24 protein-coding genes are annotated in these 24,327 nt (G+C 54.0%); 17 read left to right on the forward strand and 7 right to left on the reverse strand.

Annotation, left to right across the window (positions count from 1 at the left end):
* Positions 1–23: 23 nt before the first annotated feature.
* A complete protein-coding gene (locus CCB157_RS02975) occupies positions 24–989 on the forward strand; it encodes an NAD(P)H-dependent flavin oxidoreductase (RefSeq protein ID WP_439951303.1) in 966 nt (321 codons plus the stop codon).
* A gap of 195 nt (positions 990–1,184) precedes the next feature.
* On the opposite strand, the gene CCB157_RS02985 is transcribed toward CCB157_RS02975, so the two are convergent.
* Positions 1,185–1,802 (reverse strand): YktB family protein, encoded by a 618-nt coding sequence (locus tag CCB157_RS02985; RefSeq protein WP_077614443.1) that lies wholly within the window; start codon positions 1,800–1,802, stop codon positions 1,185–1,187.
* A gap of 387 nt (positions 1,803–2,189) precedes the next feature.
* Here CCB157_RS02985 and CCB157_RS02990 point away from each other — a divergent pair, with 387 nt between their 5' ends.
* Together CCB157_RS02990 and CCB157_RS02995 are read left to right on the forward strand one after the other, a co-directional pair.
* The gene (locus CCB157_RS02990; RefSeq protein ID WP_077614444.1) at positions 2,190–2,378 is read left to right on the forward strand and encodes a YkzI domain-containing protein; all 189 of its coding nucleotides are present in this window, start codon (positions 2,190–2,192) and stop codon (positions 2,376–2,378) included.
* 279 nt (positions 2,379–2,657) lie between these two features.
* A complete protein-coding gene (locus CCB157_RS02995) occupies positions 2,658–3,491 on the forward strand; it encodes an inositol monophosphatase family protein (RefSeq protein WP_439951301.1) in 834 nt (277 codons plus the stop codon).
* 31 nt (positions 3,492–3,522) lie between these two features.
* Here CCB157_RS02995 and CCB157_RS17520 read toward each other — a convergent pair whose 3' ends face one another.
* Positions 3,523–3,693: a DUF5325 family protein gene (locus CCB157_RS17520; protein ID WP_158077181.1), complete on the reverse strand. Its 171-nt coding sequence runs from the start codon at positions 3,691–3,693 to the stop codon at positions 3,523–3,525.
* Between the two features lie 112 nt (positions 3,694–3,805).
* Here CCB157_RS17520 and typA point away from each other — a divergent pair, with 112 nt between their 5' ends.
* Both typA and CCB157_RS03005 read left to right on the forward strand, forming a co-directional pair.
* Positions 3,806–5,644: a translational GTPase TypA gene (typA, locus tag CCB157_RS03000; RefSeq protein WP_077614445.1), complete on the forward strand. Its 1,839-nt coding sequence runs from the start codon at positions 3,806–3,808 to the stop codon at positions 5,642–5,644.
* A gap of 259 nt (positions 5,645–5,903) precedes the next feature.
* The gene (locus tag CCB157_RS03005) at positions 5,904–6,188 is read left to right on the forward strand and encodes a YlaH-like family protein (protein WP_238594579.1); all 285 of its coding nucleotides are present in this window, start codon (positions 5,904–5,906) and stop codon (positions 6,186–6,188) included.
* A gap of 83 nt (positions 6,189–6,271) precedes the next feature.
* Here the strand turns inward: CCB157_RS03005 and CCB157_RS03010 are convergent, their stop codons facing one another.
* From CCB157_RS03010 to CCB157_RS03020, 3 genes are all read right to left on the reverse strand, one after another.
* Positions 6,272–6,475: a YlaI family protein gene (locus CCB157_RS03010; RefSeq protein WP_077614446.1), complete on the reverse strand. Its 204-nt coding sequence runs from the start codon at positions 6,473–6,475 to the stop codon at positions 6,272–6,274.
* 100 nt (positions 6,476–6,575) lie between these two features.
* Positions 6,576–7,199 (reverse strand): YhcN/YlaJ family sporulation lipoprotein, encoded by a 624-nt coding sequence (locus CCB157_RS03015; RefSeq protein WP_077614447.1) that lies wholly within the window; start codon positions 7,197–7,199, stop codon positions 6,576–6,578.
* 226 nt (positions 7,200–7,425) lie between these two features.
* Complete coding sequence (locus CCB157_RS03020) at positions 7,426–7,893, reverse strand: hypothetical protein (RefSeq protein WP_077614448.1); 468 nt, start codon at positions 7,891–7,893, stop codon at positions 7,426–7,428.
* A gap of 239 nt (positions 7,894–8,132) precedes the next feature.
* Here CCB157_RS03020 and CCB157_RS03025 point away from each other — a divergent pair, with 239 nt between their 5' ends.
* The 3 genes from CCB157_RS03025 (at position 8,133) to pyc (ending at position 13,283) form a co-directional block, all read left to right on the forward strand.
* Complete coding sequence (locus CCB157_RS03025) at positions 8,133–8,417, forward strand: Fpa/YlaN family protein (protein ID WP_077614449.1); 285 nt, start codon at positions 8,133–8,135, stop codon at positions 8,415–8,417.
* 272 nt (positions 8,418–8,689) lie between these two features.
* Positions 8,690–9,829 (forward strand): FtsW/RodA/SpoVE family cell cycle protein, encoded by a 1,140-nt coding sequence (locus tag CCB157_RS03030; RefSeq protein WP_077614450.1) that lies wholly within the window; start codon positions 8,690–8,692, stop codon positions 9,827–9,829.
* Position 9,830: 1 nt separating this feature from the next.
* A complete protein-coding gene (gene pyc, locus CCB157_RS03035; protein ID WP_077614451.1) occupies positions 9,831–13,283 on the forward strand; it encodes a pyruvate carboxylase in 3,453 nt (1,150 codons plus the stop codon).
* Positions 13,284–13,417: 134 nt separating this feature from the next.
* Here the strand turns inward: pyc and CCB157_RS03040 are convergent, their stop codons facing one another.
* Complete coding sequence (locus CCB157_RS03040; RefSeq protein WP_238594574.1) at positions 13,418–14,326, reverse strand: COX15/CtaA family protein; 909 nt, start codon at positions 14,324–14,326, stop codon at positions 13,418–13,420.
* A gap of 394 nt (positions 14,327–14,720) precedes the next feature.
* On the opposite strand from CCB157_RS03040, the gene cyoE reads away from it, so the two are divergent.
* The 6 genes from cyoE to CCB157_RS03075 all read left to right on the forward strand — a co-directional run bounded on the left by cyoE (position 14,721) and on the right by CCB157_RS03075 (position 20,454).
* Entirely contained in the window at positions 14,721–15,656 is a 936-nt protein-coding gene (cyoE, locus tag CCB157_RS03045; protein ID WP_077614452.1) for a heme o synthase, read from the forward strand.
* Between the two features lie 98 nt (positions 15,657–15,754).
* Entirely contained in the window at positions 15,755–16,789 is a 1,035-nt protein-coding gene (gene coxB / locus CCB157_RS03050; protein WP_077614453.1) for a cytochrome c oxidase subunit II, read from the forward strand.
* 102 nt (positions 16,790–16,891) lie between these two features.
* On the forward strand, positions 16,892–18,718 hold the full coding sequence (ctaD, locus tag CCB157_RS03055; protein WP_439951304.1) for a cytochrome c oxidase subunit I: 1,827 nt from the start codon (positions 16,892–16,894) through the stop codon (positions 18,716–18,718).
* 1 nt (position 18,719) lies between these two features.
* The gene (locus CCB157_RS03060; protein WP_077614455.1) at positions 18,720–19,340 is read left to right on the forward strand and encodes a cytochrome (ubi)quinol oxidase subunit III; all 621 of its coding nucleotides are present in this window, start codon (positions 18,720–18,722) and stop codon (positions 19,338–19,340) included.
* A 2-nt stretch (positions 19,341–19,342) separates the two neighbouring features.
* Entirely contained in the window at positions 19,343–19,669 is a 327-nt protein-coding gene (locus CCB157_RS03065; RefSeq protein ID WP_077614456.1) for a cytochrome C oxidase subunit IV family protein, read from the forward strand.
* A gap of 272 nt (positions 19,670–19,941) precedes the next feature.
* Positions 19,942–20,454 (forward strand): GNAT family N-acetyltransferase, encoded by a 513-nt coding sequence (locus CCB157_RS03075; RefSeq protein ID WP_077614458.1) that lies wholly within the window; start codon positions 19,942–19,944, stop codon positions 20,452–20,454.
* A 45-nt stretch (positions 20,455–20,499) separates the two neighbouring features.
* On the opposite strand, the gene CCB157_RS03080 is transcribed toward CCB157_RS03075, so the two are convergent.
* Entirely contained in the window at positions 20,500–20,865 is a 366-nt protein-coding gene (locus CCB157_RS03080; RefSeq protein ID WP_077614459.1) for a YugN family protein, read from the reverse strand.
* A 461-nt stretch (positions 20,866–21,326) separates the two neighbouring features.
* On the opposite strand from CCB157_RS03080, the gene CCB157_RS03085 reads away from it, so the two are divergent.
* From CCB157_RS03085 to ylbD, 3 genes are all read left to right on the forward strand, one after another.
* The gene (locus CCB157_RS03085; RefSeq protein WP_077614460.1) at positions 21,327–22,409 is read left to right on the forward strand and encodes a CAP domain-containing protein; all 1,083 of its coding nucleotides are present in this window, start codon (positions 21,327–21,329) and stop codon (positions 22,407–22,409) included.
* A 35-nt stretch (positions 22,410–22,444) separates the two neighbouring features.
* The gene (locus CCB157_RS03090) at positions 22,445–23,641 is read left to right on the forward strand and encodes an amidohydrolase (RefSeq protein ID WP_077614461.1); all 1,197 of its coding nucleotides are present in this window, start codon (positions 22,445–22,447) and stop codon (positions 23,639–23,641) included.
* Positions 23,642–23,762: 121 nt separating this feature from the next.
* Complete coding sequence (gene ylbD, locus CCB157_RS03095) at positions 23,763–24,188, forward strand: spore coat protein YlbD (protein ID WP_158077182.1); 426 nt, start codon at positions 23,763–23,765, stop codon at positions 24,186–24,188.
* Positions 24,189–24,327 lie beyond the last annotated feature (139 nt).

The raw sequence follows: 24,327 nt of genomic DNA on the forward strand, positions 1-24,327 counted from the left end.
AGGGAGGGCAGCAAACCGTGAACATATGGAAAACGCGTCTGACCGAATTGCTCGGCATCCGCTATCCCGTCATTCAGGGCGGCCTGGCGCACCTCGCATACAGCGAGCTGGCCGCAGCGGTTTCGAATGCCGGCGGCCTCGGACAATTGACCGCCATGACGTGCGCATCTCCCGAAGCGTTGCGCGCGGAGATCCAAAAAATGCGGGAGATGACGCCCCATCCGTTCGGGGTGAATTTTGCCATCGGCCAACACGGCCGGCCGTACATGGATTATTTGCGCATCGCCATCGAGGAAGAAGTCCCCGTCGTCACGATCACCGGCGGCAATCCTGCGCCTGTTTTGAAAGCGCTTGAAGGTACGCCGATCAAAAAATTGGTGCTTGTCTCTTCGCGGCGACAGGCGCAAAAAGCCGAATCCCTCGGCGCCGATGCGGTGATGGCCGTCGGTTTTGAAGGCGGCGGGCATCTCGGCCGCGACGATGTCGGAAGCCTCGTCCTCATCCCGCAAGTGGTCGATGCCGTCCGGATCCCGGTCGTCGCTTCGGGAGGCATCGGCGACGGCCGCGGCTTCATGGCCGCTATGGCGCTCGGCGCCGACGGCATTGAAATGGGAACGCGCTTCATCGCCACGAAGGAGTGCGTCGCCGCCCATCCCGCATACAAACAGATGCTGCTTGAGGCCGATGAAACGAGCACGGTCGTGATCAAAAAATCGTTGGGGATGCCGGCGCGCGCGCTGAAAAACGCATGGACGGATCGGATTGCGGCGCTGGAAGCGGAGGGAGGCGGCTACGAGGCATTAAAGGATTATATAAGCGGGGACGCGAATCGCCGCCTGATTCATCAAGGCGATCGCGAAACGGGCTTCGGTTGGGCCGGGCAGATTGTCGGCCGCATTCATGATGTGCCGACGGTTGCGGAGCTGTTTGAACGCATGTTCAAAGAGGCCGAAGCGATCAGAAAGGCGTGGGCGCTGGGAGCGCTATAAAAGGCGCCTCGCTTTGCGCCGGTGCGGCCGCGAGCAAGCCCGCGATGATGAGAAGGCGCAAAAAGCGCCAGCGAGGCCGGCGCCCTTGGAATCGGTTCTAAGTTTTCTCACCGCGGTGGGATCGGAAGCCGCTCACGTTTTCGTTGAACCGTTTCGCTTAAGAACGGCTTTGAGCGCCGGCGTGCGGCGCGGCGCTCAAAGCAGGACCGCCGCGCGGGTCGTCCACTGGTAAAGGGGAGCCAGCGCGGTGAATGTTTGTTCAAAGATCTCGATAAGATCCGTGCGGCGGACGGCCTCCTCCCTTGGGATCGTCACGCCGCAAAGCAATTCGGCCTTCTTGACTTTTCCGAGCCGCTCGATCATCTCGGCATCCAACCGGTTGACCGTTTCCGGACGGGTATGATCGGTTGACCAGACGAAAGACGGAGGGATGATGGCGCGGATTTCCGCCTCGCGCTCCGCCAACGCCCGGGCATAGGCGGCTTTGTTGGCCGCTTCATCGAGGACGGCGAACCAGACGAACACATGGGTCCGCCACAGACCGATTTGAAAATGCGGATGTTTTTTATATCCTCTTTTATCGCTGCTGAACGCCACCCACGTATTGTCCGGAGGATGAACGGTGCGCCGGGCGTGTTTGGCGACGTGGGCGTACACGTCCTCGCCGGTCATGGCGGTCAACATCGGCGCGAACATTTCACCGAGCGCTTCCAATTTCGGACGGACGGTGGCGATGAGCGCTTGCATGCGCGGTTCCAATCCTTCGACGGCAAAGACCTCAAAATCCTTTTCGGTAAATCCAGTGAACGCCATGGCAGTTCCTCCTTTATTAATGGGTACGGAATCCGACGGAATGAACGCCGGGGCATCGCGCACTGCGAAACACTCCGGGGTTGCCGCGAGGTTCATAAACGGAAGGTCGGAGGGGAACGCCGCCGCGCCTTCCGCGCTTAATGCCCCATTTTATACAAAACAGGGTTTTTCCTAATTAGAATACACGCCTCTATGCCCGCAAGGCAAGGGAGGGACCGATGCGGATTTTCATGATCAAAAAAAACATTTTGTTGCATAGTATTGATAAAAATCATATGATATCAACACTAAAGGGACAAAACGGATGAACCGTGATAGGGAAGAGCCGCTGTCGTGATCGTTGGATACCTCGTTCATCCCCCAATTTGAAAGGATGTGGATCGAAAAATGAAACAGGTGATCCAGACGCTCAAAAGAACCGACGCGGAAAGGCGCATTCCCGTCCTGCGATTGGAAATCGATTATGAATTGGCAACGTTGCACGAAGCGATGGTGAATGAAAATCTCGAAGAAATCGAAGCGGCAAAGCAGCGTCTCGAAAGGCTACGCCAGGAAATGCTCCGATTGGAAGCTTGATACCATTCACAAAGAAGCGGTCGGGGCGTACCATGAACCCCTTTTATTTCCCCCTTCAAACAGGGGGTTTTTTCGTCGCCCACCGATAAGGCGCGCGCGACGGCACGCGTGCGGCAGGAGACAAACCGGACTAGGCTTTTTGAAGCGCCCGAATCGCTGAAAGCGGACCGGGCGTGCGGGAACGCCTGACGCGGCCGGCGGAGGATGCCAAAGATTTGCAATCTCGGCGGTTTCTTGTGTCATAATAGAGAAGATGATGTGAGTAAAGGAGTTCGGAAGATGGCGATGGAGACTTCGATATGGCACAAGATTCATGAGGATGCGGAAAAATGGATCCGTGAAGCGGGGGCATTGCTGAAAAAAGCCATTGCCGGGCCATTGGACGTGCAGACGAAAGCGTCGCCGGATGATCTGGTCACCAATATGGATAAAGAAATTGAACGCTTTTTTATCGAGCGCATTCGCGCGGCCTATCCCGGGCATCGCATTGTTTCGGAAGAAGGTTACGGCGACGAGGTGAATGCCGATGAAGGCGTGATTTGGCTGTTGGATCCGATCGACGGAACGATGAATTTCGTTCACCAAAAGCGCCATTTTGCCGTTTCCGTCGGCGTCTATGAAAACGGCGTCGGCCGGGTCGGCTTGATCTATGACGTCATGGCCGACGACCTCTACCACGTCGTGCGCGGCGACGGCGCCTATTATAATGAAACGCGCTTGGAGCTGCTCGATGAAGGACGGCTGGATACGGCCGTTTTGTCCATTAACGGCACATGGCTCAACCGCAATCGCCGCATCGATCCCGAGATCGTGCGCACGATCGCTCGGCGGGCGCGCGGCACGCGTTCGTACGGTTCGGCCGCGATCGAGCTGGCCTATGTCGCGGCCGGGCGGTTGGACGCTTATTTGACGATGCGGCTTGCGCCTTGGGATTACGGCGCCGGCTTGATTTTGATCGAAGAGGTCGGAGGCGTGATCAGCCATGTCGACGGACGTGAGCTCAACTTATTGAAAGGCGGCTCGCTCCTTGTCGGCAAAAAGGGCGTTCACCGGGAAATCTCTCAAGTCATCCGGCAAGCGATCGCCGACGGCCTTTATGTGGAAGGGCAATAATTAAAGAAAAACCCGCCAACCGGCGGGAAGGTCAACTTTCATCGGACACCTTGCGCTTCAAGCCGAAACCGATGCCCATAAAAAGGAAGACGGCCAAAATGGAAGCGATGATGCCCGCGACGCTTGTGACGGCGATGAAGTAACCGATGGCCACAAGGCTTGCCACCGTTAAGATGCTCAAGGTTAAAAAAACGGCTTTCATCTTTTTTCAGACCTCCCGTATAATTATCAGTTTACCGCAAGAAAGGGAAAAAAGAAAAGAATATGTTATAATATAAACGTTTGTGTATTGATTTAGTAAGGAGTCAATCGACATGACCAAGCAGAGAACGGATTTGCGCAATATCGCGATCATTGCACACGTCGACCATGGCAAGACGACGCTCGTCGACCAGCTGCTCAAGCAATCCGGAACTTTCCGGAAAAATGAACACGTGCGCGAACGCGCGTTGGATTCCAATGACCTGGAGCGCGAGCGCGGCATTACGATTCTTGCGAAAAACACGAGCCTGATGTATAAAGACGTCAAAATAAATATTGTCGACACCCCCGGCCACGCCGACTTCAGCGGCGAAGTCGAACGGATCATGAAAATGGTGGACGGCGTGCTGTTGCTCGTCGATGCGTACGAAGGCGTCATGCCGCAGACGCGGTTTGTTCTGAAAAAAGCGCTCGAAGCCGGCCTCAAGCCGATCGTTGTCGTGAACAAGATCGATAAGCCGATGGCCCGCCCGGAAGCGGTCGTCGACGAGGTTTTGGAATTGTTCATCGATCTCGGCGCCGATGACGATCAATTGGAATTTCCGGTCGTCTATACGTCGGCCATCCATGGCGTCGCCGGCACCGATCCGTCTGATGTGACGCACGACATGTCGGTCGTGTTCGACATGATTTTGGACCACGTGCCCGCTCCCGTTGACAACGCCGACGAGCCGCTGCAGTTTCAAGTGACGATGCTCGATTACAACGATTATGTCGGCCGCATCGGCATCGGCCGCATTTTCCGCGGCTCGATTAAAGTCGGCGATTCCGCTGTCCTCATCAAAACGGACGGCCGCCAAAAAACGTTCCGCGTCACCAAATTGTTCGGGTTCTTCGGATTAAAACGCCTCGAGATCGATGAAGCGAAAGCCGGCGATCTCATCGCGATCACCGGGATTGAGGACATCAACATCGGCGAGACGATCAGCGATCCGGAACACATCGAACCGCTGCCGTTGTTGAACATCGACGAACCGACCATGCAGATGACGTTCCTCGTCAATGACAGCCCGTTCGCCGGCCGGGAAGGGGAATATGTGACGAGCCGCAAATTGCAGGAAAGGCTGTATGCGGAGACCGAACGCGACGTCAGCTTGCGCGTCGAACCGACGGATTCCACCGACGCCTGGGTCGTATCGGGCCGCGGGGAACTGCACTTGTCCATCCTCATCGAGACGATGCGCCGGGAAGGTTATGAGCTTCAAGTCTCGAAACCCGTGGTCATCCAGAAAGAAATCGACGGCGTTTTGTGCGAGCCGTACGAATACGTGCAAATCGACGTGCCGGAAGAATACGCGGGGGCGGTCATCGAGTCGCTCGGACGGCGCAAAGCCGAATTGCAAAACATGGAACAACAAGCGGACGGCCATTACAAATTGGAATTCATCGCGCCGTCGCGCGGCCTCATCGGTTACCGCCGCGATTTTCTCACGGAGACGCGCGGTTACGGCATCATGAGCCATCGGTTCGACCATTATCGGCCGGTTATCCCTGAACCGATCGGAGGCCGCCGGCAAGGAGTGCTCGTCGCCATGGAAACCGGACAGGCCACGGCGTACGCTTTGCTGCAGCTGGAAGACCGCGGCACGATGTTCATTGAACCCGGAACGATGGTCTACGAAGGCATGATCGTCGGCGAGCATACGCGCGAGAACGATTTGACCGTCAACGTGACGAAAGAAAAGCATATGACCAACGTCCGGAGCGCGACGAAGGAACAGACCTCGACTTTAAAAGCGCCGCGCCTCCTGTCTTTGGAAGACGCGCTCGCTTATTTGAATGAGGATGAATATTGCGAGGTCACGCCGAAAAACATCCGCCTGCGGAAAAAAATTCTCAACAAAACCGAGCGGGAACGCGCAGAACGAAGGAACAAGGCGGTCAAAAAATAAGTGTGTTTTTTCGGCACGCCGTTTCAGCTCCATTCGCCGGCAATGGACGAATGTCGGACGATTTTGCGGCGTTGGAAATGAAGACGATCGCCGACCGTCCGTTTTAAACCGCAAGCTGGGCGGCAGTGATGGCTTGATGGAAACCCGGCGATTCATTGCGGCGGGCGAATCATCGATCGGCGTTTGCACGGTCGATTAGAGGAGGGAAAGATGGGTGGACGGATCGGAGAAATTTCACTTTTCGGGCTATGTTCAGTTTTTGCTCGATCACCCGTTGACCAGCCGGTATATGGGATTATATCTTTATCTCACCATCGTTGTGCTGTCGATCATCGTTTACAAACTCGGGTTTGCGAGAAAATTGCCGTTGCTGAAGTCGCTCATCATCTATGTCCTGCTCCTCATCGGTTGCGTCATTCTCTCGGTGCTCGCACTTCAGTTGCCGATCGTCGGCGCCTTATTCATCAGCGCGGTCGTGCTCATCGTGTACAAAATCCGGCTCAAGCTGTTCAAGAAAAAAAGCGGTGCGGATAAAGACGCCTGATCATGCTAACGGGCCCGCTCGATGTCGTCTCGAGCGGGCCTTTGTGCGTGCGGAATGATTCGGCAATTCGGCTGCCGGAAGGCTTACCAATCCTCATTTGTATTTCTCAATCTATGAGGAACGCGATATTTCCCCGTTTCCAAGCGTTCGATCGTGCGCTCGGTAATCCGGTCGTAGCAAGCCTTGCAGAGATAGGTGTGAATCGGACGGTTGCGGAGCCGCTTTGCCAGCGGGCTATCGTCCGGAAGTTCTTCTATTTTATCGCATAACGCGCATTTGACTTTCATTCAAGCCTCACCACCTTGTCCTCATCATTATAACATGTGCGGCGCGGACAAAAAAAGACGGCTTGCCCGTCATTCGGGCGGCCGTCCGGTTCAATATTCATCATGGTTGGGTTTCGGTTTTGCGCGCCTGATCGAGCCGGCGCTGTTCGCCGGTGTCCGTCGGCGCTTGTTTTTTGGAAGGTTGCGTTCGGACCGGGTTATTGATGCGCCGGTTGCCGTCGTTTTGCAGATTGTCGCTCGGCTGCAAAGGTTGTTGCGGCACTTCCGGGACAATGCGTTCGACGATCGCCGCCAATTCGTTGGCCACCCCGGATAAAGGTTGGCCGCGCCGGATTTTGTTTCCCATGTTTTTCAATCGCTGCACGATATCCGGATCGCTGGTGACGGCGGCGTTTGCCCCGTACGGATCGTTCTTTAATGCTTGAGCGACGGAATATTTAATGGTGCCGACGCGGCTCCGATCCAAATCTTTGTCGACGTCGATGCCGACGACGGCGTAATCGCCGGCCACGATCGCCGTCGCGTCGCGTACGCCCGGCACATCATTCGCCAGCGTGACGAGTCTTTTGGCGATTTCGCGGTTGGATGGATTGCGATCGGGGCGGTCGACGCTTTGTTTCACTTCACGGACGCCGCGGGCATTGCCATCGCTGGCGTTGCGGTCCGTGCCGCATCCCGATAGCAAAAAAAGAACGGCGGTCACGGCGAAAACCTGTTTGAGCATGAAAAAGGCCTCCTTTGATAAAACAGGTTTTACCCGTATTGTTACCCGACCGTTCGTAATTATTCTTTCGCCGACGCCGTGTCCGTGCGGCGTCCGTGAATGCCGCCGTTTTGCCGCGACGCCTGTTCTATTTTGTTTCGTTCATGAGGCGTATGGGCGCTCCGCGGCAAGCGCCGGGCGGACGGCCAGTCCGGAAAGAGGGCCGCCGCCTGCCGCTGCCGCCGCGTCATTCAACATGGATGCGCGTGATGTGGGTGACCGGTTTGTCAGGGGCCTGTTTGTCCAAATAAACGAGAGGGCCGTCTTCCTTCAGGATTTTGCCGTCGCGGCTGAATTGAAAAGCCCCCTTCATGACGGTTTCAAGGGGAAGAGAGGTCCGCTTCCCGTCCGCCGTTTCGAAGATGACCGCCGCCGCTCCTTCCAAAGGCTCGGCGTTTTCGATGAACGGTTTGACAGGGATGACGAAGGAGCGCGTGAGCCATTCCTCTTTATTGTAGCGACGCCGGCTTTTGGCGAGCCGCGGCATGGCCGCGCCCGCCCGTTCATCCTTTTGTTCCTCAAGAAAGCGATCGAGATCAAAATCATCCGCCAAAAAATCTTCGAGCGCAATTTTTCGGTCGTCGAAAATCCAACTGCTCGGATCCAAGGTGATGGGGAATTTAACGCGTCCGACGATCGGTATGATTTCCAGCATGGACCATCCTTCTTTCTGATGATGTCATCCGTATGCGAAGCGTCTAAACGCTTTCAGGGCGCATCGGTATAACCCGCTCAATGTCTAAGTATAATGAGTTAAAAAACATTTGTCACACGGTCCGGCAGAAGATGGGGAAGGGTGTGACGAACATCACTTGCAAAACAACTATTCCTTGCATTTTCGCCTTTTAAATTTTAAGATGAAAGATAGGACGGTATTTGAACGGAGGGATCGCATTGACGACGGAAATCGAGGCGAGTCAGCGGGAGAAAGCTTATGAGCTGCTCAAAGCCGATGCCCAAAAGATCCTGAATTTAATAGAAGTGCAATTGGAAAACCTCACGATGCCGCAATGCCCGGTTTATGAGGAAGTATTGGATACACAAATGTTTGGCCTTTCGCGGGAAATCGATTTTGCCATCCGGCTCGGCCTGATCGATGAAAAAGAAGGGAAGGCGCTGTTGGAATCGCTGGAAAGGCAATTGTCGTTGCTTCACGAGGCGGTGACGCGCAATAAATGATCAAAACTCAAACTATCGATGTCGAACCGATGGTTTGGGTTTTTTAATACCTAAGGGCTCAACGAATCCCTCCGCGCTCGGATTCGCCATGATCGTTCGTGTTTCCCCCGGTACAGACGCTGTCCGGACAAGCCGACAAGGGCTTGCCCACGGCGGTGGCGGTTTTGGCCTTGCGGCGGACGCAGGGCGCCGCGTGATCCGCGAACTTATATTGTGTTGACATCAGTATATTAGACATCAGTAGATTAGTTGAAACGGCAGGATAGGAACATATGTTAAAAAAAATGATGAAGCATTTCGATTTCACGATTGTCGTAACCGCTTTGCTGTTGACCGGTTTCGGCATCGTCATGGTGTATAGCGCAAGCTCGATCATTGCGGTCATGAACGACGGCAATCCCAACATTTATTTTTACAAGCAACTCGTGTGGGCGGCGATCGCTCTTTTCTTCGGGCTGGCGGGCATGGTCATCCCATACAAGATGTACAAGATGTTGGTCAAACCGATCATCTTGGGCACGCTTCTGTTGCTCGTTCTCGTTTTGCTGGTCGGCCATACCGCCAACCATGCGCAATCGTGGTTTTCCATCGGCGGTTTTTCCATCCAGCCGGCGGAGATCGCCAAGCTTTCGGTCATCATTTATCTAGCTTCGGTTTTCTCCAACAAACAGGCTCATATTTCCGATTTTAAATCCAGCGTTTTGCCGCCGCTCATCATGATCTCTTTGGTGTTTTTGCTGATCGCCAAGCAGCCGGACCTCGGTTCCGCCATGATCATCGCCGGCATCTCCGGCGCCGTCATTCTTTGTTCCGGCATTCGCGTCAAACATATTTTGATCCTGCTCCTGCTCGCGGCGGGGGCGATCGCCGTCATTTTTACTTCATCGCTCAGTTCCGAACAAATGAGCCGGTTTACGTCCACGTACGACCCGTTTGCCCCCGGCGTGGCCAAAGACGGCGGCTGGCAGCTCATTCATTCTTACATAGCGATCGCTTCGGGCGGGCTGGAAGGCAAGGGTCTCGGCAACAGCATCGAAAAGGCCGGTTTTTTGCCTGAGCCGCACACCGATTTCATAATGGCCGTCATCGCGGAAGAACTCGGGGTGCTCGGCGTCTTCTTTGTCCTTTTGTGTCTCGCTTATCTCGTCATCAAAGGCATTTTGATCGGGATCCGCTGCCAGGACGTGTTCGGCAGTCTGCTCGCCATCGGTATTTCCAGCTTTATAGCGATTCAGACGTTCGTCAACCTCGGAGCGGTTTCCGGATTGTTGCCGATCACCGGCGTTACCCTCCCTTTCATCAGTTACGGAGGGAGCTCGCTCGTCATGATGATGTTTTCGACAGGCGTGTTGGTCAATATTTCGGCGTTTGTGAACATGAGGGAAAAATCCAAAAAACGGGAGGCGGCATGATATGGAGAAACGGGCGATCAAAAAAGTGTTGGTTGCCAACCGCGGTGAAATCGCTATCCGCATATTCAGGGCGTGCACGGAACTCGGCATTCGCACGGTCGCTATCTACTCGCGCGAGGACTCTGGCTCTTATCATCGCTACAAAGCGGACGAAGCCTATCTCGTCGGCGAGGGGAAAAAGCCGATCGACGCTTATTTGGACATCGAAGGCATTTTGGAGATCGCCAAGGCAAACGACGTCGACGCCATCCATCCGGGTTACGGCTTCCTATCGGAAAATGCCGATTTTGCCCGCCGTTGTGAAGAGGAGGGCATCGTTTTCATCGGTCCGAAGGTCGAACATTTGTTGATGTTTGGCGATAAGGCAAAGGCGCGGGAAGCGGCGATGAAAGCCGGGATTCCCGTTGTTCCGGGGAGCGACGGGCCGGTCGCGACGCTGGAGGAAGCCGAGCGCTTTGCGGAGACGCACGGTTATCCGATCATGATCAAGGCGGTGTCGGGCGGAGGCGGCCGGGGCATGCGCATCGTCCGGAGCAAACAAGGGCTTAAAGACGCCTTTGAACGGGCGCAATCGGAAGCCAAGGCTGCCTTCGGACGGGAAGAGGTGTACATCGAAAAATTATTGGAACGGCCGCGCCACATCGAGGTGCAAATTCTCGCCGACCGGTACGGCGAAGTCGTTCATCTGTACGAGCGCGACTGTTCCGTTCAACGCCGGCATCAAAAGGTCGTGGAAGTCGCGCCAAGCCGCAATTTGCCTGAACGCGTGCGCGAGGACATCTGCCGCGCGGCGGTTCGGCTCATGGAGAGCGTCGGCTACGTCAACGCCGGCACGGTTGAATTTTTGGTGACGCCTGACCATCAATTTTATTTCATCGAAGTCAACCCGCGCATTCAAGTCGAACATACCATCACCGAGTTGATCACCGGCATCGACATCGTTCAAACGCAAATCCGCATCGCCGAAGGCTACGGCCTTCATGAACCGCCGATTTCATTGCCGCCTCAAGATGAGATTCGCACCATCGGCTACGCCATTCAATGCCGCGTCACGACGGAAGATCCGGCGAATAATTTTATGCTGGATACCGGAAAGATCATGGCTTACCGGACGGGCGGCGGGTTTGGCGTGCGGTTGGATGCCGGCAACGGTTTTCAAGGCGCCGTGATTACTCCTCACTATGATTCTTTGCTCGTTAAAGTGTCGACGCACGCGCTGACGTTTGAAGATGCGGCCGCCAAAATGCACAGAAATTTAAGAGAATTCCGTATACGAGGTATAAAGACGAACATTGCCTTTTTGGAGAACGTCATCACCCATCCGAATTTTCTTAAAGGGGAAGTCGATACGTCCTTCATCGACACCACGCCGGAGCTGTTCGTCTTTCCGCCGAGCTTGAACCGGGGCACGAAGATGTTGACCTACATCGCCGATACGACGGTCAACGGTTTCCCCGGCATTCCGAAGACGAAAAAACCGGCGTTTGATGAACCGCCGATACCCGAGGCGAAATTGTCGGAAGCCCCGCGTCCCGGCACGAAACAGATCCTCGACGAAAAAGGTCCCGAAGGTTTGGTGCGCTGGATCAAAGAGCAAAACGAAGTGCTCATCACGGACACGACGTTTCGCGACGCCCATCAAAGCTTGCTCGCCACGCGCATGCGCACGCGCGATATGCTCAAGATCGCCGAACCGCTGGCCCGCATTGCCCCGGATCTGTTTTCGCTGGAGATGTGGGGCGGGGCGACGTTTGACACCAGCATGCGCTTCTTGATGGAAGATCCGTGGGAGCGCCTCATCGAATTGAGAAAGCGAATTCCGAACATTTTGTTTCAAATGCTTTTCCGCGGCGCCAACGCGGTCGGCTACACCAATTACCCCGACAACGCCATCCAAGCGTTCATCAAAGAAGCGGCGGCCGCCGGCATCGACGTCTTCCGCATTTTTGACAGCTTAAACTGGGTGGAAGGCATGAGGTTGTCGATCGAAGCGGTCCGGGAATCCGGAAAAATCGCCGAAGCCGCCATCTGTTATACGGGCGACATTCTGGATCCGACCAGGCGAAAATACGACATCCGATACTATAAAGAGCTGGCGAAAGAACTGGAGTCGCTGGGCGCGCACATTCTCGCGATCAAAGACATGGCCGGGCTGTTGAAACCGGAAGCGGCCTACATTTTAATCAGCGAATTGAAAGCGGCGGTCGATCTGCCGATTCATTTGCACACGCACGATACGAGCGGCAACGGCATCGCGCTGTACCTTAAAGCGATCGAAGCGGGCGTCGACATCGTCGACACCGCCTTTGGCGCCATGGCTGGACTGACGAGCCAACCGAGCCTGAATTCTTTATATTATGCGCTGCAAGGCAACCCCCGCCTGTTCAAAGGGAACATCGACGATTATGATGCCCTGAGCCGATATTGGGAAGTGGTCCGGGAATATTATCAGCCATTTGAAAGCGGCATGAAGGCGCCGAACGCCGAAGTGTACAAGTATGAAATGCCGGGCGGTCAATATACCAATCTGAAACAACAAGCCCAGGCGGTCGGCCTCGGCGAGCGCTGGGAAGAAGTCAAAGACATGTATCGGCGCGTGAACTTACTGTTCGGCGATATCGTCAAAGTCACGCCGTCTTCGAAAGTCGTCGGCGACATGGCGCTTTTCATGGTGCAAAACCGTTTGACGGAAGACGATATTTACGAACGCGGCGAGACGCTTGATTTCCCCGATTCCGTCGTTTCGTTTTTCAAAGGGGCGATCGGCGTGCCCTATCAAGGCTTCCCGAAAGAACTTCAGCGCATCGTCTTGAAAGGGCGTCAACCGATCGAGGGACGCCCCGGCGAGCATTTGCAGCCGGTCGATTTTGAGGAATTGAGAAAATCTCTCGAACAAAAGATTGGCCGAAAACCGAGCGATCGCGACGTGCTCTCTTACATCATGTACCCGAAGGTCTTTCTCGAGTTTAATGAGCGCTTAGAAAAATACGGAAAAATGAGCGTGCTCGACACGCCGACTTTCTTCTATGGCCTGCGGCTGGGCGAAGAAGTGCAAGTCGAGATCGAACGCGGCAAAACCTTGATCGTCAAGCTGGTGTCGATCGGCCAACTGCAAAAGGACGGCACGCGCATCGTCTACTTCGAGCTGAACGGTCAACCCAGGGAGGTCGTCATCCGCGATCGGAGCGCGGACGTCAGCGTCGAGGCGAAGCGGAAAGCGAATCGGGACAATCCCAATGAAATCGGCGCGACGATGCCCGGTGCGGTGGTCAAAGTGCTCGTTAAAGAAGGGGAAAAGGTGAAAAAGGGCGACCATTTGCTCGTCACGGAAGCGATGAAAATGGAGACGACGATCCAGGCGCCGGTCAGCGGCGTCGTCGAGGAAGTGCACGTGAAAGAAGGCGACGCGATTCAAACGGGCGACTTGCTCCTCGTTTTGCGGCCCCAAAATTAATAGGGGACCGCAAGCCGCTGGCTGGCCCGGTTGCCAAGGCCGTTCTCAGCGGCCAAGACGCTGCCCCTTCCGACACGATTTCCCTTTCGCGGTGAAATGCAACCCAGGTTATGCGGCATTGAAAAAACTCCGGCTTATGAATAAGCCGGAGTTTTTTTGCGGTTTGCGATCATCGTGAGGACCGCCAAGGCGCCGAACAGAACGGTCACAAAGAAAGAATGCAAGAGCAGGAAGGTGAGCGCCATGCGCGTATAGATGACGTAAATGCCCGAGGCGATCTGGCCGAGGATCGACAGGAAGGCGATCAGCGTTCCCCATACCATCCAACGCTCTTTTTGCTTTTGCAACACGGCCTTCAAAAAGGTGACTAAAATCCAGACGAAAAGAATCAACGCGAGCGTTCGGTGGATGTATTGAATGCCCGCCCGGCTGTACAAATGGGGTACCCACTGGCCGTTGCAGCGCGGAAAGTCTAAACAGCCGAGGGCGGAATCGGTATGGCGAACGAAGGCGCCGGAATAAATCACGATGTAGGCATAAATGATCAATAAGTTAAAATTCCACTTCCAGGCCCGGCTCACGTTCGGAAACGTTCTCCCGATTCCGGTCGTTTCTTCATACAAAATCACGGTCAATAGCAGGACGGACGCGAACGAGATGAGGGAAATCCCGAAATGCATGGCGAGAACGACCGACGATTGCCCCCAAACCACGGCTCCTGCGCCGAGCAGTGATTGGATGATAACAAAAAGAACCGCGAGTACGGCGTTCAGTTTGACGCCTTTGACTCGACTGAAGCGAAGCCATGCCCAGACAGCGAGGATGATGATCATCAAACCGAGGAGACCGGATACGAGGCGATGGCTCCATTCGATCAACGTATGCGGATGCATGGTGTCGGGGACGAATTTCCCGTAACAGAGCGGCCATGAATGCCCACAGCCTTGCGAAGAGCCGGTGTTGGTGACGGCCGCGCCCATGATCATGACCACGAGCATGCCAAATGTGGTCAGGGCGCCGAAATAGCGCAAGATGCGATCCACGAGTTTCACCTTCTTTTTTTGTTTCTGTGACCTTTTACCCATTTCCAGCCTGCAAATTTGTCGATTTAGTGTCAATTCTGTGTAAAGTATACAAAGAAATTGTCTTCGTATATAATTAGAACAGGTAGATATGCTAAATTTCACTAATTATAGTATCATACAGCGTCCCGGCAAGGGCGCTCAATTGTGAACGCCATGAGACACTTTTGTACACTTTTTGTGACAAGGTTCGTTGCTCCCGCCGCGTTTTTCTGAAATAAAGACCGCGGCGAACTGTACAAGTGTTTTCTTTTTTGATTAAAGCGTTCTCACGATGGTTCGTTTATATATAAATGGTCAATCCGTCGGTTTTTGATACTTTTCATGACGGATCGAGAAAAAGGAAGTGGAGATTTTGTCGAAACCGCTTGTGTTTTTTGATTCGACCGATGCGATCCGCGGCGCTGAGGCTTCAGAAGCCGATCGTTCGGCGACGTGGAAAGATTTTTTACATATTTTGAAAATGGGGATCGTCTTCTCCAATTTGATCACGACGTTTGCCGGGCTCTGGCTCGCATTGGATGAGACCGGACAATCGTTTTTTGATCACATCGGAACGGTGATCGCCGCGCTCGTCGGCTCCGGACTTGTCATGGCCGGCGGCTGCGCGTTAAACAATTTTATTGACCGCGACATCGATCAATTGATGGAACGGACGAAGGATCGGCCTTCGGCGACCGGGCAGTTGACGGCGAGACAAGTCTTTTGGACCGGTATTATAATGTCGACTTTGGGCACAATTGTACTGATACAGGCATCGTATACGGCCGCCGTGCTCGGACTGGTCGGCTTGTTCGTCTATGTCGTCGTTTATACGCTCTGGCTCAAAAGAACCCATTCCATCAACACGATCGTCGGCGGCATATCCGGAGCCATCCCGCCCGTCATCGGCTGGGCGGCGATTGATCCGGGACTCGTTTCTCTCACGCCATGGCTCCTTTTCCTTATTGTTTTTTTGTGGCAACCCCCGCATTTCCTTGCGCTGGCGATCAAGCGCGTCGATGAATACCGAAGAGCCGGCGTCCCAATGCTCCCGGTCGTCGCCGGGATGAACATGACGAAGCGGCAGATGATCTTCTATGTCGTTCTTTTGCTACCGGCGTCGCTCATGCTCTATGAGCTCGGCCCGCTTTATCTCACGTTCGCCGTTTTGCTCGGCATCGGCTGGATAGCGGTCGCCGTCGCCGGCTTGTTCACGAAGGACGTCATGAAATGGTCGAAACGAATGTTCGTTTACTCGTTGAATTATTTAACCATCTTGTTCATCGTGATGGTGGTATCCGTTTTATAAGATAAAATGGCCGCGGCAATAGACACTTCCATCTCATCATCGAAGGTGCTGCGGCCGTTTACCATATAAAAATAGGAATAGAAAGAGAGGGTAACGACATGAAGAGAAAATGGCAGCGATGGTTTCGCCTCCTTCCGTTGGCCGCGCTCGCTTTGCTGTTGTCGGGATGCGGCAAAGAAGGCGTCTCCGCGCTTGAGCCGCTGGGTCCTGTCGCGAAAGATCAAGCCGATCTCATGTTGATCAGCGTCTTGATCATGGTTGTTGTCGTGCTGGTAGTTGGCTTTATCTATTTCTACGTCCTGATCCGATTCCGCAAGCGCAAAGGCCAAGAAGATTACATCCCGAAACAAGTGGAAGGCAATACGACGCTGGAAATCGTCTGGACGGTCATCCCGATCGTCTTGCTCTGCATTTTGGCCGTTCCGACAGTGCCCAAAACGTTCTCGCTTTCCGATACGCATTCGGCCAAAAAAGAGAGCGCTTTAGAGATTGAAGTGAGCGCCAATCAATTTTGGTGGCAATTCACCTATCCCAAACAAAAGGTGACAACGGCGCAAGATGTCGTCATTCCGACGGACCGCCCCGTCGTCTTTAAGTTAACGTCCAACGACGTCATTCACTCGTTCTGGGTGCCGGCGCTCGGCGGCAAGGTTGACGCCAATCCGGGACAAGTGACGACGCTCAAATTGGAAGCGGATAAAGAAGGTACATATCGCGGCCGTTGCGCGGAACTGTGCGGATCATCCCACGCTTTGATGTACTTTAACGTCAAAGCCGTCAGCTCCGCCGAATTTGATCGGTGGATCAAAGAGATGAAAGCGGGTCCCGATCAGCCGGCCTCCGCGAGCGCCAAACAAGGCGAGCAGCTGTTTAAGCAAAATTGCATGTCTTGCCATGCGGTCGGCGCCAGTCAAACGAATAAACTCGCGCCCAACTTGACGAACTTCGCGGACCGGAAATACATCGCCGGATTCCTCGATCACGACAAAAAAACGCTGGAAAAATGGATCGCCGATCCGAGCGCTTTGAAACCCGGAGCGACGATGCCGGCGCGGGGCGCGAGCGGCAAACTGACCGATGAACAAATCAAACAAATCGCCGATTATCTGTTTACGCTGTCGGTTGAAAAGTAGTTCGAACATGACTAAAGGGAGGTTGCAACCGTGACGACACACGCGCAAAGTCTTGCGGTATCCAGCCAGAGAAAAGGCTTTCTCCATTGGCTTTGGACGTGGATTACGACCGTCGATCACAAAAAGATCGCCATTCTGTATTTGTTCGGCGGCGGATTGTTTTTTCTCATCGGCGGGATCGAAGCGCTGTTGATTCGCATCCAGCTCGCTGTGCCGAACAATCATTTTCTCGTCGGTTCCGAATATAACCAAGTCATGACGATGCATGGGACGACCATGATCTTCCTTGCGGCGATGCCGCTCATCTTTGCGATGATGAACGCCGTCATTCCCTTGCAAATCGGGGCGCGCGACGTCGCCTTTCCGTTCGTCAACGCCCTCGGTTTTTGGCTGTTTTTTCTCGGCGGCATCGTGCTGAACACGAGCTGGTTTTTCGGCGGCGCACCGGCCGGCGGATGGACGGCTTACACTCCGCTCGCCACAGAATATCTCGGCAGCGGCATGGACTTTTACATTCTCGGCTTGCAATTGAGCGGCGCCGGAACGCTGATGGGCGCGATCAACTTTCTCGTGACGATCATCAATATGAGGGCGCCGGGCATGACTTTCATGCGGATGCCGCTCTTCTGTTGGACGTCATTGGTCACTTCAGCGCTGATTTTGTTCGCTTTTCCGCCACTGACCGTCGGGTTGTTCTTCGAGTTTTTCGATCACATTTTCCATGCCAATTTCTTTAATACGGCAAACGGCGGGAACGGCATTATTTGGGAACATATCTTCTGGATTTTCGGCCATCCTGAAGTGTACATCCTAGTGCTACCGGCGTTTGGTATTATATCTGAAGTTGTCGCAACGTTCTCCAAAAAGAGACTCTTCGGTTATTCGTCGATGGTATTCGCCACCGTTCTCATCGGTTTCCTTTCGTTCATGGTGTGGGTGCATCACATGTTTACGGTCGGCCTCGGTCCGGTAGCGAACGCCGTATTCGCCATCGCGACGATGACCATCGCGGTGCCGACGGGCATCAAAATCTTTAACTGGTTGTTTACGATGTGGGGCGGCCAAATCCATTTTACGACCGCCAACCTCTTTGCGATCGGATTCATTCCGACGTTTGTCATGGGCGGCGTCACCGGCGTTATGCTCGCGGTTCCGCCCGCCGATGCCCAATACCATGACAGCTACTTTGTGGTGGCGCACTTCCACTACGTCATCTTGGGCGGCGTCGTCTTTGGCCTGCTCGCCGGCGTCTTCTATTGGTGGCCGAAAATGTTTGGGCGGATGTTGAATGAAACCCTCGGGAAGATCACGTTCTGGTTCTTCTTCTTGGGATTCCATTTGACGTTCTTCCCGCAGCATTTCCTCGGGCTCATGGGCATGCCGCGCCGCTATTTTACGTACCTGCCCGGTGAACATTTCGAGCTCGGCAACATGCTCAGCTCGATCGGTGCGTTCGGCATGGCGGTCGGCGTCATCGTTCTCTTGATCAACATCGTGGTGACGACGGCGAAAGGCAAGCGCGCAAAAGGGGACGCTTGGGGAATCGGACGCACGCTCGAATGGTCCATCGCTTCGCCGGCGCCCGAGTACAATTTTGCGCAAACGCCGTTGGTGAAGGGCATTGACGCGTTCTGGAAAGAAAAGATGGCCGGCAACAAGAAAATGACGCCGGCGGAACCGCTCGGCGACGTCCACATGCCGTCTCCGACCGTCATTCCGTTTTTGATGTCGCTGTCGTTGACGTTGGCGAGCTTCGGGTTCATCTTCGCGGCCAATCAAGCCGGAAAGCCGCATACGGGCGGGCTGATCACCGCCGCGATCGGCATCGGTTTGATGTTGCTCTTAATGCTGATTCATTCCATAAAAGACGACCATGGTTTCCACATTCATAAAGAGGAAATCATGCGCATCGAAAAGGAGGCTGAATGACATGTCGGGAACGGAAAACGCCGGCCTTCAAGCGATCCCAAACCCCGAGAAGGCGACGCTCGAGGGAAAAAATAAATTTCTCGGCTTCTGGTTTTTCCTCGGCGGCGAAACCGTGCTTTTTGGCACATTGTTCGCCACCTTTCTCGCCTTGCGCGATAAGGTGGCGAGCGGCCCGTCGGCTCATGAACTGTTCAGCCTGCCGCTCACCTTTTTATCGACCATTATTTTGCTCACGAGCAGTTTGACGAGCGTGTTTGCCATCCTTGCCATGAAGGATTATAAAGCCGGAGCGATGCGGCTCTGGTTTTGGATCACGGTCTTGCTCGGCCTCGCGTTTCTGGGTTTGGAAATTTATGAGTTCCATGAATATCTCGGTGAACATTTCGGGTTTACGACGAGCGCCTTTTCATCGGCTTTCTATACGTTGGTCGGGACGCACGGCTGCCATGTCCTTTTCGGCGTCCTCTGGATTTCGGAACTGATGCTCCAATCTTACAAAAAGGGAATTACGACGGTGACCGCACCAAAGTACTATGTGGCGGCGCTTTATTGGCACTTCATCGATGTCGTATGGGTCTTCATCTTTACCGTCGTTTATCTTCTCGGCATATTGGGGGGATAAGAATGGCATTGACGTCGAAGGATCAAGTGGCCGAATACGTGGCGAAACAGCGGCGGCGCCAAGAACTGCTCCATTACCTCGTCACGTTCGCGTCCATGATCGTTTTCACCGTGCTCGCTTTTATCGCCGTGGCGCTTCGAAAAGATATCAACGACTATTTGATCGCGTTTTTTATCGTGACCATGGCGGTGGTGCAAGTCGCTTTCCAACTTTACTATTTCATGCACATGAAGGAGAAAGACCACGGATTCCCCGCGCTTTTTATCTACGGGGGCGCACTGGTCGTTTTCGTGACGGTCTTGGCGTTTGTCACAATGATCTGGATATGAGGCCGGCGCCGGCCCAGCGCTTTTCCTTATGGAAAGGCGCTTTTTTGTTTGCGGGGAAAACAAGGGAATGCCTCGGCAATGGCGGCCTATGTTCGGATGGAACGCCGTCTTCAGCGGTTTTCGCCTATTCGGGATGGCTGTAAAAAAGCGGGAGCTATGGGGAGGTGAACCGGATGGCCGTTCCTTCGAGCCCTTTTCAACCGCGGTCATAAGGGCGGGGAACGCTTGAATAAGTTAATAACAAAGGACTAGATCGACGAGTGGGTGAGCGAATGGCACTTGTGATTCGGGAGATTGAGCTCGATGATGCGCCGGCTTATTTAAACTTTTTAAACACGCTGGATCATGAAACCAGTTTTCTGCTGTTTGAACCGGGGGAACGCGGCGATGATGCGGAAGCACAAGCGGAAAAAATCAAGGCGATGAAAAGGGACGGGGTTTCGACGATCTTTATTGCCTTGGCACAAGAAGCGATCATCGGCTTTGCCGCCGTTTCCGGGAACGGTTTGCAGCGCGTGAAACATCGCGCCTCCGTCGTCGTCGGGATTTTGGCCGCGCATCGGGGCATGGGGTGGGGCAAGCGCCTGCTCCTTCAGGCGGAAGAATGGGCGGCAAAGCGCGGCATTTTGCGCTTGGAAGCGACGGTGGCCATGCAAAACACGGACGCCCTGTGGTTGTACAGCGGTCTCGGCTATCATGTGGAAGGCATTCGCCGCCGGGCACGCTTCGTCGATGGACAATATGTCGATGAATTTTACATGAGCAAAATGCTGCGACCGGATTGAGAGCAGGAAAAAACGGCCGATACTGTATAGGCCGTTTTTCTTTCATTATTTTTCAACTTTAAATGCCTGCAACGCATCGCTGAGTACGGCGAGGCGTTCGCGGCACGTGTTGACCACTTGGACGGGAAATTCTTCATCGTATTCAATGCCGTGCGGATAATAATGGCGGCCGAGATACGGCGTTCTCAGTTCGACTTTAGCGTCGCGGCGCTCGATCTCGCTTTCAACGGCCACGCCGGGGACGCGTAAATAATAAACGCTGCCGTCATGTTTATTTTCAAATTTAAAGTCGTATGTCACGCGTTTCCAATCCCATTGCCCTCCGCGGACAAAGCCGACGCCTTCCATGATATGTTCGAGTTCGGGGAAGGGGACGACGATGCCCTCAATTCCGGTATTTTCAAATCGCACACAAGTTACCTCCTTCAGTCGTTGCCGCGCGTCGATCGACTATTCTTCGTATTTTCATTCAATTTAATAATAGTACTAACCTTTAAAGAATGCAATGTGAAAACGGTCACAGCGGGGCATTATGCCCCGTCGAAAATGCCGGTTTGGCCGCGGTGCGCACTTGCTTAATTGCCAATAGGGCGCGGAGCGATTTAAAGGAAACCGTTGTTTGAAGCGGCCCGGAGTGATGAAAAGCGGGTAAAGCGCCAATCGCCTGAAGACACAGGCTGTGGACTAGGTTGAATTTACCGTTTCTTGGATAAAATATGAAAATGAACCGTCGCCAAGCAGAGGGTTTCAAACGGCGAGGATCGAATGGTACACTCAAAGTAACAATGGTTGTTTATCATCTCGACCCAACCATATAGCCGCTGCATGATGATCAGATGATATGACTTGCCGATGTCTTAAAAAAGCGGCAGATGACTAAATTCATTCACCATCCGCGCAGAATGGAGGGGAAGTCACTGAGAAAAACAAATTTATTCATTTTGTTCATCGCCATCATCGTCTTCTTCATTACTTTCCTGTTTAATTTTTCGGAAAACACGACGCCCACCAAGAAGCAAAACTTGCCGAAAGAAGAGGCCGTCGAGCCGCCGGGTTTCAAGGTGCCTCATAAAGGCATTCATACGTTCATCGGCGCTTCCGAAAAAGAGATTAAAAAACACTTCGGGGAACCCGAACATATCGATCCCACGCCATACGGGTATGACTGGTGGATCTATGGAAGCCATTCCGAGCACTATTTGCAAATCGGAATGGAAAAGGGAAAAGTGGTCACGATCTATGCCTTGGGGAAACAATTGCCGACGGAACCTTTTAAGATTGGAGAAGACGCCAACCACATCATAAAAAAGGTCGATTTGGCGGATACCGTGACGTTTAATTACAAAGGCTCGCGCATCGAGTTTGAGTTTAAAGAGGATGAAATGATGGTCAGTCCGCTCGTCCGTTTCGGCAAAATATGGGTTCAGCTCTACATCGACCACTTTACGAACCGCTTGATGTGCGTCCGTTATTTGACGAGCGATATTTTGATCAAGCAGAGACCTTATACGATCGTTTACGAAGGGAAATTGGATGAAGCGCCCGAACCGACCGAGAAAAAATGGGATGATATCCAAAACGCTGAAGCCAGAGAAATCTTTAACATTACGAATATATTGCGCATGAGGCAAGGCTTGGATCCGTTGCAATGGAACGCGGAGGCGGCGCAAGCGGCTTATCAGCACAGCCGTGAGATGATGGAAAAACATTATTTCGCCCATGAATCGAAATGGTCGGGCGGACCCGGAGACCGCTTGCATCAGGCGGGCGTGGACTTTACCATGGCCGGCGAAAACATCGCCGCGGGATACCCCGACGGCATTTCCGCTGTCATCGGCTGGATGAACAGCGAAGATCACCGCAAGAATTTGTTCAACCCGAGCTTTACGGATCTGGGCGTCGGGGTTTATCATAAGTATTATACACAAGATTTTGTCAAATTGTGGATTGAGTGATGAAGCAACAGAGAGATATGGGAGAGGATCGATCGATGGAAGCGGAAAACGTGCGCGCGCTCATTGCAGACGTCATGCCGAAGGCGATCGCTTGGCGCCGGCATCTCCATCAACATCCGGAATTGTCTTTTCAGGAAGTGGAGACGTCGCAATTTGTCTATGATAAGCTGCAGTCCTTCGGCGGCATTCAGTTGTCGAGGCCGACGAAGACGAGCGTCGTCGGCAAGATCACAGGAGGAAAAGGCCCCGGTCCGACGCTGGCCATCCGGGCGGATATGGATGCCTTGCCCATCGAGGAAAACAATGACTTCCCGTTTAAATCACAAAATCCCGGCGTCATGCACGCGTGCGGACACGACGGCCACACCGCGATGCTTCTCGCCGCGGCGTTTGTCCTGACGCGATTGCGGCATCATTTTTCCGGTGAAATTCGCTTGATCTTCCAACATGCCGAAGAATTGGCGCCCGGCGGGGCCGAAGAACTCGTCCGAGCCGGCGTCATGGACGGCGTCGATTGGGTGATCGGTGCCCATTTATGGTCGCCGCTCGAATTCGGAAAAATCGGGATCCTTTACGGACCGATGATGGCGGCACCCGATATCTTTCACATTATCATCAAGGGCAAAGGCGGCCATGCCGCCATCCCCGATCAGACGATCGACAGCATCGCCATCGGCGCCCAAGTCGTCACCAACCTGCAACACATCGTATCGAGAAACGTCAATCCTCTTGAGCCGCTCGTCGTGAGCGTGACGAAATTTGTCGCGGGGACGACGCACAACGTCATCCCGGGTACGGCAGAGCTGACCGGCACCGTTCGCGTGTTCGATGAAGCTTGGCGCGATAAAGTGCCCGCTCTCATGGAGCGGATCATTAAGGGCGTGACCGCCGCGCACGGGGCGGATTATGAATTCGTTTATGAAAGAGGCTACCGCCCCGTCGTGAACGACGCGGACGTTACGGCGAAATTGGAGGCGATCGTTCGGTCCGTCTACGGCGAGGAAGCGATCGCCCATCCTAAACCGATCATGGTCGGCGAAGATTTTTCTGCTTATCAACAAAAAGCGCCCGGAGCTTTCATTTTAATCGGCGCCGGCAACCGCGAAAAAGGCATCGTTTTTCCGCATCATCACGAGCGCTTTACGATCGACGAAGATGCCATGGAAAAAGGGGTCACGATCTTCGTTCACGCCGCGTTGCGGTTTTTAAATGAGGCGGCCGTGACAAGATGATCGTTGCCGTCCCCCCCAAAAAATCCGGACAGCCGGGTGATGCGCCCGCGATTGGGCGCACGCGTTGCCGCCTGTTGACTTATACTGTCTTTAGGAACGGCGAACGAGAGGGGGGATGACCGTGGCACAGACGACAGAAGATGCGATCAGAGCTTTTAAGGCGTTTGTGCGCAAACATCCGGAGCTGATTAAAGGCGTCAAAGAACAAGGAAAGACGTGGAAAGACGTATTTGATGAATGGGTATTGTTCGGCGAAGATCATAAAATTTGGGAAGCCTACGGCTTGGAAACCGCACCGAAGAAAAAGCCGCCGTTGGCGAATGAATTCATGCGCCTCTTCGACATGATCGGAAATCTGGATGCCGAATCCATTCAAAAACGTTTGGGCGAAATCAACGGCGCGTTGGATGCGATCCAATCGTTGCTGCAAAATTGGCAATCGCCCGCCAGCGGAGCTCCGGCAAATTCAAGGCCGTATGCGGCGGGATCGCTTCCCGCTCCGCCCACGCCTCCTTATCCCCAACCGCCCTATTATTACAACCGGTAGACGTCCGCCGTTTGAGCGGACGATGCCTCGCGGCCGGGCGGATCAGACGCGGGAGGCGTGGCGTTTCAGCGCGCCGTTCTTTTTCTATGACGAAGTAGAGGACCCTCATGCCGAATGATCGGAGCGTGCGGATGGCAAA

The organism is Caenibacillus caldisaponilyticus, from assembly GCF_002003465.1.
Taxonomy (GTDB): domain Bacteria; phylum Bacillota; class Bacilli; order Bacillales; family Sporolactobacillaceae; genus Caenibacillus; species Caenibacillus caldisaponilyticus.

Bases quoted from the DNA above. Each gene is read 5' to 3' on its own strand.
- CCB157_RS03020 (WP_077614448.1), bottom strand. From the start codon at position 7,893: ATGCTGGAAATCATACCGATCGTCGGACGCGTTAAATTCCCCATCACC.
- CCB157_RS03065 (WP_077614456.1), top strand. From the start codon at position 19,343: ATGGCATTGACGTCGAAGGATCAAGTGGCCGAATACGTGGCGAAACAG.
- CCB157_RS03010 (WP_077614446.1), bottom strand. From the start codon at position 6,475: ATGAAAGTCAAATGCGCGTTATGCGATAAAATAGAAGAACTTCCGGAC.
- CCB157_RS02985 (WP_077614443.1), bottom strand. From the start codon at position 1,802: ATGGCGTTCACTGGATTTACCGAAAAGGATTTTGAGGTCTTTGCCGTC.
- CCB157_RS03085 (WP_077614460.1), top strand. From the start codon at position 21,327: ATGACTAAATTCATTCACCATCCGCGCAGAATGGAGGGGAAGTCACTG.
- CCB157_RS03015 (WP_077614447.1), bottom strand. From the start codon at position 7,199: ATGCTCAAACAGGTTTTCGCCGTGACCGCCGTTCTTTTTTTGCTATCG.
- CCB157_RS17520 (WP_158077181.1), bottom strand. From the start codon at position 3,693: ATGAAAGCCGTTTTTTTAACCTTGAGCATCTTAACGGTGGCAAGCCTT.
- pyc (WP_077614451.1), top strand. From the start codon at position 9,831: ATGGAGAAACGGGCGATCAAAAAAGTGTTGGTTGCCAACCGCGGTGAA.
- CCB157_RS02995 (WP_439951301.1), top strand. From the start codon at position 2,658: ATGGCGATGGAGACTTCGATATGGCACAAGATTCATGAGGATGCGGAA.
- CCB157_RS03030 (WP_077614450.1), top strand. From the start codon at position 8,690: ATGTTAAAAAAAATGATGAAGCATTTCGATTTCACGATTGTCGTAACC.
- CCB157_RS02990 (WP_077614444.1), top strand. From the start codon at position 2,190: ATGAAACAGGTGATCCAGACGCTCAAAAGAACCGACGCGGAAAGGCGC.
- CCB157_RS03075 (WP_077614458.1), top strand. From the start codon at position 19,942: ATGGCACTTGTGATTCGGGAGATTGAGCTCGATGATGCGCCGGCTTAT.
- typA (WP_077614445.1), top strand. From the start codon at position 3,806: ATGACCAAGCAGAGAACGGATTTGCGCAATATCGCGATCATTGCACAC.
- CCB157_RS03090 (WP_077614461.1), top strand. From the start codon at position 22,445: ATGGAAGCGGAAAACGTGCGCGCGCTCATTGCAGACGTCATGCCGAAG.
- CCB157_RS03060 (WP_077614455.1), top strand. From the start codon at position 18,720: ATGTCGGGAACGGAAAACGCCGGCCTTCAAGCGATCCCAAACCCCGAG.
- coxB (WP_077614453.1), top strand. From the start codon at position 15,755: ATGAAGAGAAAATGGCAGCGATGGTTTCGCCTCCTTCCGTTGGCCGCG.